Below are 9112 nucleotides of genomic sequence, written 5' to 3'. Positions count from 1 at the left end.
CTCCGCGGTACCGATGTCGGAGAACATGATGTTCGACTACAACAACGGTGTCGTCACTGACGGAAAGGCCACCCCGCCGAAGGAGCCACTCGTCGCGATCTATCCAACGGACGGGATCGCGGTCCAGAACATTCCGTTCGTTCAGGTCGGCCCGGATGGGAGCCCGGCTCACAAGGCCGCTGTCCAGGGGTTCCTGGAAATGATGCTCAGCAAGACCGGGCAGGACTCGTTCACTGAAGCGGGCCTGCGGGGCGAGGACGGAACGGCCCCGAAGCTCACCACCGACGCCGGCTTCTCCCCCGGGCTGCGTTTCGAGCCGGCGGAATCTGTCAACCCCGCGGCGACGGGGTCAGCACTCGCCCTGTTCCAGGCTGTCCACCAGCGTGGCGCGACACTCGCCGTCATCGACACCTCCGGTACGATGGGCGGCGTGGTAGCGGACAGCGGGGGCGTGACCCGGCTGAAGGTGGCCATCAGCGCGATGGATTCGGTGTACGCCGCGCTCGCCGAAGATTCCAAGATGGGACTGTGGCAGTTCTCCCGCGTTCCGGGCAGCACCGCCAGCTACCAGGAACTGGTGCCGATCGGCCCGATAGGAGAAGTGATCAACGGTATCTCCCGTCGGAACCTATTGATCCAGAACACCGACAGGTTGCAGGCCAAGGACAACGACGGGGGGCTCTACGACACGGCGCTCGCCGCGTTCCGCAAGCTCAGCTCCGTCTATACACCCGGCCGGCCGAACCAGGTCGTGTTGTTGACCGACGGCCAGGACGACAACCTGAGCAGTATTTCCCTCGACAATCTGATCACGAAGCTCAGGAGTGAGTTCGACCCGGAGCATCCCGTACATCTGATCACTATTGCCTACGGCGGTCAGGCCGATGCGCAGGCGCTCCAGCGCATCTCCGCCGCGACCGATGCCAAGAGCTATCCCGCGCGCGACGAGAACTCCATCTCCCAGGTGATCCTCGACGTGCTTACCACGCACTAGATCATCAGCTGAGGGGGGCCGCCCGGGTGGGCGGCCCCCCTCAGCTATGAGCGGGTTCCTCAGGCCTCCGCTCGCTCGGTAGCCAGCAGGTCCTGTAGCTCGCGCAGTGCTTCCCGGAGCCGGTCAGCGAATACCGACATCTCGCCGGCCATCGGGCGGGCCGCGCTCAGGTAGAGGTTGAAGCGGTCGGGCAGCAAGACGTAGGCGATACCGATGCACCGGCTGTTGGTCGGCCCGAAGCCGAAGTACTGGATGTTGGTCGACGGCGCGGAACTGGTATTCAGATAGTCGTCCCGCATCTTGAGCCAGCCGGGAGTCTCGTACAGGGCGGGTGCTTCGGTCACCCCCAGCGCCTCACCGCGCCGCTTCTGAATCAGCTGCAGTTCCCACAGATGCTGCTCGGGTGCCTGGCCCGTCTGGCACTCTTTCGCACGTTGCACATGCCTTTCGGCAGCTGCCCGGAACGCCGCTCTGCGGGTCTTCGCATCCGCTCCAGGGTCATCCATCGCGGCCACGAACCGCACCACCTCAGGTGTGACGACGCGCATCGCCTCCGTGCGCCCGTGCCGGTACTGTCTCGTCGCGATCGACTCGTACGTGGCACCCACGAATCCCCTGGTACGTCTGTGGGCGAGTTGATAGGCCAGCTGCACGAACGCATCCGGCGATATCCGTAGCCGCTTGGCCTGATTTCCACCGAAATCTTCGACGGACAGGGTGGCGGTAGCCGTGTCGGCGCTGTAGGCCGCGAACGAGGCTTCGGCGGTCCGCACCGCGCTCCGAAGGTCACCGTCCAGCGTGAATTCGATGGCCTCGATGACTGGTAGGCCCTGCGAGCGGCTCCCCGACCGTTCCGGGTGCATCTCGGCCGATGCGCCCAGCAGGGCGTCAACGAAACCGAGGATTGTGGTGCCGTCCAGACCACAGTGCTCCACGTTGATGCCCGCCGTACCGTCGGCAAAAACGATCAGAGAGACCGCCTTGTCGAACCAGCGGTTAGCGCTGTCACCATGCAGGAGCTGGTCGCATGCGGCCAGGGCGTCTTGGGGGGTGAAGTCCTCCAGACACATGCAGAACAGCGCGGTCTCCAGCTCCTCGAGCGCGCCCGCGTTATCGGGATGACAGGCGAGCAGCGCTTGCCTGCTGGCGGCCCAGTCGGCCCGAGCCTGGGTGGTGAGGTGTCCGACAGACGTGTCAGGCGCGGCCCGCGTCGCACCGGCTTTCATGATCGATATCAGTCCTGCCGTAAGATCGTCCAACGTGTGGGGCCAGCCATCCGAGCCCAGCACGTCCATACGGAACATGTTTCCGCGGAAGAACACGACGATATGGCGCGCCTGAGACGGGCCCGGCCATTTTTCGCTGTAAGGCGCGCGGACGGTGTCCTGCACGGGCCCGGGTATCCGTGTCGTGGAGAACAGGAACTTGTTCTGTTCCATCGAAAGCGCCTGCCCCCGCTGGACGATCGGCGCGACAAGTTCCTCGTCGAGCAGCAGTTTGTAGTCAACGGCCGCGGCGATGAGCCCGGCCGCCCGCTCCACCTGTCGCCGGTCCGAATCATTGAACAAGAAAAAGAAATTCGCGTTGAGGGCTATACGGTCACGGCGGCCCAGGTACCGGGACGGCCAGAATGTGTCGAGCCAGCTGTGCACGCCCGCCCCGGCGTTGTACTGTTCGAGTGCCGCGTGCAGGGTGCGGCCAGGACCGCCCGGCCGGAGGAAGGACGCGACCTCGGCCTCGGTCGCCGCCAGCTCGTCCATGGACAACAGCGGCGCGCACCACTCGAGGAATCTCTCGCAGCTCGCCTCCAGCATGGGCAGTGGTACTCGTGGCAGACGCTCTTCGCCGGCGAAGGTCCGGGCGGGTTCCTCTTGGCTGTTGAACGATTTCATCCTCGACCTCGCTGACTTGGGGGCATGTACGGCTCCTTATTTGTTGCGAGGTCCACGACTGGGCGACTCTTCGTCCCGCGCGGCCGAGAGATGTAGAGCTGCGCGTAGAGCCAGCCATCGGCTTCCAGACCTCGCGGATCCACTCCGACGGTCCACAGCGTGTCCAGGACAAGCGACTGCTCCTCGGGGGATGCGAACCGTCGCTGCTTGAATACGCGGTCCAGGTGAACGGTTTCGTATCCCAGCTCGGCCAGGCTCGCCGCGACAGGCTCGAACGGGAACATCCGCAGGACGAAATGCGCCATCCACGGTTTACGCTCACCGTTCGCGTTGACGATGCGCGAGATGGTTCTGTCGGTAACATAACCAAGACAGCCCGTCGAGATGACGAGATCCGCTCCAGCGAGCTGCTGGCGTTGTTGCTCGGTGGGGTCGTTCTCTTCCAGATCGGCATGTACCGCGTCATCGATGAACCCTGCCGCGAGCGCGTACGACAGCGCCGGATGCGAGCTGTCAAGACCCACGAACTGGGTAGATCCGAGGTGGCTACGGGAACGGACCAGCTCCTGGTCACGGGTCAGTAACGTGTCGCGGGTCTGCTCGTTTACGTCGAAGCCACAGTAACGTTCGTACAGTTCGTCCATGGTTGCTCCATATTTCAACAGAGCCGCATTAATGCCATAGGAACAACCGATGTCAAGAATGTTCAGAACATGACCAAAGCGCGACCTTCGGTATTCCTGAATAAGTTTCACAAAATATGGCTTGGCTAGTTGTGGAATGCAATATCCGAGCTCGCTTAAGGTGCTGAAATAAGCCCGCGGATCGGGTTGGGTATAAATGTGATCAAGTGAAACTTTCCCAGTGGCGTCAAAACGCACGGAGCGCGCTCCTTCGTTGATCGCGAAATGGGTGGTGGGCCGACGTGGGGTTCAGCTCGCCGGTCGACTCCTTAAGCCGGTAGTTGGTCGACGCGCGCGGCTCGTCCCTGGCCACCCGGCACTGGGCAGCAAGCGGTCCGCATCCATGCCCGCAGGCAGGATGCGGTTGACTGGCGCACCGACGTCAGCGAACAGAGCGGAACCGACCGAGCAGAACAGCCTTCAGCGGTGCAGCCGGCCGGCAAACGCATGGAAGCAGCCGGCCGTGCCAGGGTGGCCCTGGCGACCGCGATGCGACCGTAGCGGTGTTCGATCCGACGTTACCCGATCGCGGCAGCATTGCCGCAGGTTCGTCGATACAGACCCGGCCGTACTCGACGAACACCTGCGGAGATGCTCCCCGAGCTGGCTCGGAAAAGGTCTGAGCAAGCCTGGCCGGGCCAGCTCAGAAACGCTTTCCCATTCTTCAGCACGCCCGGTCAGCGGCTTCCTCACCCTTCTCGGTCCAGCGGTGACACTGACCCACTGGAAAAACTCGCCACCGGAGACACACAGTCTCTCAACAATCCGTGCCCGATGCCGGACAGTACGCGTTTCCCACCACGCCCAGGTAACAGCAAACCACCAGGAGAACACACGGCGCAACAATTCGGGCCGCAACTGTCAGCACCCCGTGCAACCCGCTCAATCGCCACGGGACGATCGAGCGGCACGCGGACCGCGTCACACCCCCCTATTCTTCGCGCATACCCTTGACAACCCTCTCCTGAAGCTGAAATACCACATCTTGATCACGCAATGTAGTCACATCTCCGAGCTCGCGCCCCTCCGCGATGTCCCGCAGCAGCCGACGCATGATCTTTCCTGACCGGGTCTTCGGAAGGTCATCGGACCAGACGATACGCTGCGGCCGCGCCAGTTTGCCGATCCGTTGCGCCACATGCTGGCGCAACATCGTCACCATGTAGTCGTCACCTACCAGATCACCCCGCAGCGTCACGAATGCCACGATGGCCTGCCCGGTATCGTCGTCGGCCCGGCCGACGACGGCGGCCTCCGCGACGGCCTCATGCGAGACCAGCGCCGACTCCACCTCGGCTGTGGACAGCCGGTGACCGGAGACGTTGATGACGTCGTCCATCCTGCCGATGATCCAAAAATAGCCATCTGGATCCTGGCGGGCGGCGTCGCCGACCACGTAGATCGTTGGCCCGAAACGGGAAAAATAGGTCTGAACGAACCGCTCGTCGTCACCATAGAGGGTACGCAGCATGCCCGGCCAGGGTGCGGTGATGACGAGCACACCGACGCCGCTGTCCAGCGGCTCTCCCTCCTCGGAGTACAGCTCCGCGGCGATCCCAGGCAACGCGTGAGTTGCCGAGCCCGGTTTGGTGGTGGTCTGCCCGGGGATCGGCGAGATCATTATCCCGCCTGTCTCGGTCTGCCACCAGGTGTCGACGATCGGGCAGCGCTCACCGCCGATCACCCTGTGGTACCACAGCCATGCCTTCGGATTGATCGGCTCACCGACCGTGCCGAGAATCCGCAACGACGACAGATCATGACGCCCCGGATACAACGGGCCCCATTTCATGCAGGCCCGGATCGCGGTTGGCGCGGTGTAGAAAATGGTGACCCTGTACCGCTCTATCAGTTCCCACCAGATGGACCTGTCCGGGTAGTCCGGAGCGCCCTCGTACATGACGCTGGTAGCGGCATTGGATAACGGTCCGTATATGATGTATGAGTGGCCGGTCACCCAACCAACATCGGCCGAACACCAGTAGACGTCAGTGGCCGGGTCGAGATCGAACACCATCCGGTGGGTGTAGGTCACCTGGGTGAGGTAGCCGCCGGTGGTGTGCAGGATCCCTTTCGGTTTCGCCGTCGAGCCGGAGCTGTAGAGGATGAACAGCGGATGCTCCGCCTCCATCGGCTCAGCCGGGCACTCGGGGCTGGCAGCGGAGAGCAGGTCGTGGTACCAGATGTCGCGGCCGGTCCGCATCGGCGCCGCAGTGCCCGTCGAGCGGACGACGATGATGTGCTGGAGCGAGTCAAGGTCCCCCATCTCGGCGTCCACCGCCTCTTTGATGGCAGCCGTACGACCCTTACGGCGAGCCCCATCCACTGTGATCAATGCCTTGGCCGCGGATACCTCCATGCGCTCGCGTACCGCGGACGGAGCGAATCCACCGAAGACCACGTTGTGCGGGGCGCCGATCCGGGCGCAGGCCAGCATCGCGACGACCACCTCCGGGATCATCGGCAGAAAAATCCCCACCACGTCGCCCTTGCCCACGCCGAGGCTCTTCAGACCGTTGGCGAGCAGCTGGACGTCCCGATGCAGATCCGCATAAGTGATCGTCCGCTCTTCGCCCTCCTCGCCCCGCCAGTAATAGGCGACTCTGTCACCGAGACCGGCCTCGACATGGCGGTCCAGGCAGTTGGCGGAAACGTTCAGCCGGCCGTCCGCGAACCACGTGTAGAACGGCGGGCTGCTGTCATCGAGCCCCTTGGTGAAGGGGGTGTCCCAGCGCAGCAACGACCGTGCCTGGTCCAGCCAGAAGCCCACCGGGTCGCCAGCAGCGGCGTCCCAGTCCACCTGGTGGCGGGAGACGAAGCCGGCGGGCGGGGCGAACCGCTCGACCGCCAGGAGGCGTTCAAGGTCCTTTTCTAGCTCCGCGCTTTCCGCGTCTGTAGCGCTGCCCTCCGCGTCCGCAGCGCCAGTCATGCTCGTCGAAGCAGCCCCGTCATCCAGAGGAGCTGCGTTCAGGGTGCTATCTGTCATGACGTGTCCTCCTAGTGCTCGGTCTGTTCCTCAACGGGCACGGTTCGCCTCGGCTCCGGGCTTCCGGCGGCCTGTCGACCGGCAGGGCTGGCAGGGCCGTGCGCCGCCACGTGTCGTCGATCACATCCGCGATGGCGCCCAGTACGCCGCCCGCCTTGGTCACGGCCAGTTGCTGGCCCAGTTGTACTGGTCATGGCGACTCCTCGGGCCGGGGCAGAACGGGGCCTCCCGTGGAGGCGAGCCCAGGAGGACCAACCATGTGCATGCCGCCGCTGCCATCGCAAGAGCGCCTGGACGAACGGTGCCGATGAGGCGACGAACGGTTGATGCGGCAAGACGAGCGGCAAGCGATGTCCGCCTCACAATCACGCCTATCAGGCCAACATCGCCGGCGGCGGCCAACACTCGGTGGAGCGACGGCCCGGCCCCGGTGCCGGAATGGCGGGACAGCTTCCCACCCCGGGCATCAGCTGACGACCGGTAGCGCGCTGGAGGCAGCGGTGAATGGACATGTTACCTTGCGTGTGATGCGGCCATGCCCTAGTGTTACCTAGTCACGCAGGGCGAACTGGTCAGAACACGAACCCGCCCGTCACGCTGACGTCACATGGAGTTCGAGGAACGTCGTCAGTCGGTCTCCCAACGCGGCGTCAGCCCAGGATCACCCTTGGCGAACAGCCCTGACGCCGCATCCGAGAGGTAGCCCTGAGTTGGTTGCAGATTTTCCGCCAAAATCCAAACAGCCTAGAGCGGCTCAGGTCCGGGCTCCCGTCCCACTGGGCGTCCTATAATTCAGCGCGACCGGCAATAGGGGACGCGGCGCCGCGGGATTGGGGCACGCACCTCGCGCCGGCGCTCCCCATCCATCGCCACGCGATGGATGGGCACCCCGGCTCGCCGGTCGGTTGCCGCCCACCACCTCCGGTGACTCCCCGCGCCGCCTCGTGACGCACGCACCCCAGCTCCACTTCTTGATCCGCTCCCCTCTTGCCGGGCGCTTTTAGTAGGATAGCCGGAAGGTCAACAGCTCTAGCTTTCCATAAGCCCGGTCACCTGTCGGGAATTTATGGGAGCCGAACAGCGCACACTCATTTTTTGGCATTCATTTTTGGAGTTCATAACAGCTGGGGCCAACGCCATGGCGGTATTTCCGTCACCGCCGTTCGAACCGCCCGAGGAGCAGTCGTCCATGGCCTCGGATACACCGCTTCCAATCGTAGCAAGGATGGAACTGAAAACCGTGAAGCAGATCAGAAACCAGCGCATGATCCGCAACTACGAAGGCTTCCTCCGATAGTGCGCCTCGTGCTGGTCGGGCCGCCGGGAGCTGGTAAAGGTACGCAGGCCGAGTTCATCGCCCAGGCGTGGTCGATCCCCAAGATCTCCACCGGGGACATCTTCCGCATGAATGTTCGTGAGGGTACCGAGCTGGGCGTGGCCGCGGAGAAGTACATGAACGCCGGCGACCTCGTCCCGGACGAAATCACCATCGAGATGGTCCGCAACCGGCTGGCCGAGGACGATGCGGCCAAGGGTTTCCTGCTGGACGGCTTTCCCCGCAACGTGCCGCAGGCTGAGGTGCTCGGCGGCATGCTGGCGACGCTGGGGATCCAGCTCGACATCGTGCTGGAACTTGTCGTGGACGACGACGAGGTGGTGTGTCGGCTCTCCGGCCGGCGAACCTGCCGTCGCTGCCGGCATACCTGGCACATCGACTTCGATCCGACCAAGATTGAAAATATCTGTGACCGGTGTGCCGGTGAGCTGCTCCAGCGAGATGACGACAAGCCGGAGACCGTCCGACGCCGGCTCGAGGTGTACACCGAGCAGACCGCTCCATTGGTCTCCTACTACGCCGCCAAGGGAATACTCATCGGCATCGACGCGACCGGTCCGGTGGACGACGTCACCGACCGCACCCTCACAGTGCTGAGTCAGTATGACGCTCGAACAAACAGAGGGTATCGGCCGTAGCCGGCATCAGGTGGCTCCAGCTGGAGGCCTCGCAAAGAGGTCTCCATCTGGAGATGGCGGATAAATCTGAGCTGCGAGAGTATAGGGACATGGTTAGCAGTGGTATGAGGCAGCTGAAGCCGGCTACGGGAAGCCGCAGGCATGCCGCGCCAGTGCCTGAGGTACTGCTCAGCCTCGACGAGGAGTACGGTGCGGTCCTCGCGCTGCTCGATCGCTCCGCGGCGATCGCGCGCATGGTCGTCGATGTCCCGCGATTAGCCGGTGTCGACGTGGCGTGGGTCGGTGAGCCGGACGGCGTCGACCAGATCGTGCTCGGTCGCGGCGTCAATGTGGCAACCGAAGCGCTGAACGGCATCGTCGTGCCGGTCGGGGCCGGGCTGGGCGGCAAGGTCCTGACCGCTCGCCGCCCGCTGTGGGTCAGCGACTACTGCGCCTCCTCCGAGATCACGCAGGACTTCGCACCACAGGCCGCGACCGAGGGCCTCAAGGCGATGATCGCGGTGCCGATCATGCACGATGGCCGGGTACTCGGTGTCCTCTACGGCGCCAACCGCACCTGGACACAGTTCGGTGACCGCACCGC

The 9112-nt window shown here is 64.0% G+C and carries 6 protein-coding genes; 3 read left to right on the top strand and 3 right to left on the bottom strand.

The window, feature by feature from the left end:
* On the top strand, positions 1-994 hold a 994-nt coding region (locus MJ783_RS19385), incomplete at its 5' end, for a VWA domain-containing protein (protein WP_239312351.1).
* 59 nt (positions 995-1053) lie between these two features.
* Here MJ783_RS19385 and MJ783_RS19380 read toward each other — a convergent pair.
* The 3 genes from MJ783_RS19380 to acs form a co-directional block, all read right to left on the bottom strand.
* A complete protein-coding gene (locus MJ783_RS19380) occupies positions 1054-2886 on the bottom strand; it encodes a choline/carnitine O-acyltransferase (RefSeq protein WP_239312349.1) in 1833 nt (610 codons plus the stop codon).
* Complete coding sequence (locus MJ783_RS19375) at positions 2883-3767, bottom strand: class I SAM-dependent methyltransferase (RefSeq protein WP_239312347.1); 885 nt, start codon at positions 3765-3767, stop codon at positions 2883-2885. The genes MJ783_RS19380 and MJ783_RS19375 overlap by 4 nt, the downstream gene beginning before the upstream one ends.
* Before the next feature lie 733 nt (positions 3768-4500).
* Positions 4501-6498, bottom strand: a complete 1998-nt coding sequence (gene acs / locus MJ783_RS19370; RefSeq protein ID WP_239312353.1) for an acetate--CoA ligase — start codon at positions 6496-6498, stop codon at positions 4501-4503.
* 1353 nt (positions 6499-7851) lie between these two features.
* Between acs and MJ783_RS19365 the strand changes: the two genes are divergently transcribed.
* Together MJ783_RS19365 and MJ783_RS19360 are read left to right on the top strand one after the other, a co-directional pair.
* Positions 7852-8529: an adenylate kinase gene (locus MJ783_RS19365; protein ID WP_239312345.1), complete on the top strand. Its 678-nt coding sequence runs from the start codon at positions 7852-7854 to the stop codon at positions 8527-8529.
* Positions 8530-8633: 104 nt separating this feature from the next.
* Positions 8634-9112 (top strand): GAF domain-containing protein (locus MJ783_RS19360; protein ID WP_239312343.1); only part of this gene is annotated, 479 nt, incomplete at its 3' end.

It is taken from the genome of Protofrankia sp. Cj3, from assembly GCF_917627355.1.
GTDB lineage: Bacteria > Actinomycetota > Actinomycetes > Frankiales > Frankiaceae > Protofrankia.
This window is presented reverse-complemented; position numbering and strand designations above follow the sequence as displayed.

Bases quoted from the DNA above. Each gene is read 5' to 3' on its own strand.
- MJ783_RS19380 (WP_239312349.1), bottom strand. From the start codon at position 2,886: ATGAAATCGTTCAACAGCCAAGAGGAACCCGCCCGGACCTTCGCCGGC.
- acs (WP_239312353.1), bottom strand. From the start codon at position 6,498: ATGACTGGCGCTGCGGACGCGGAGGGCAGCGCTACAGACGCGGAAAGC.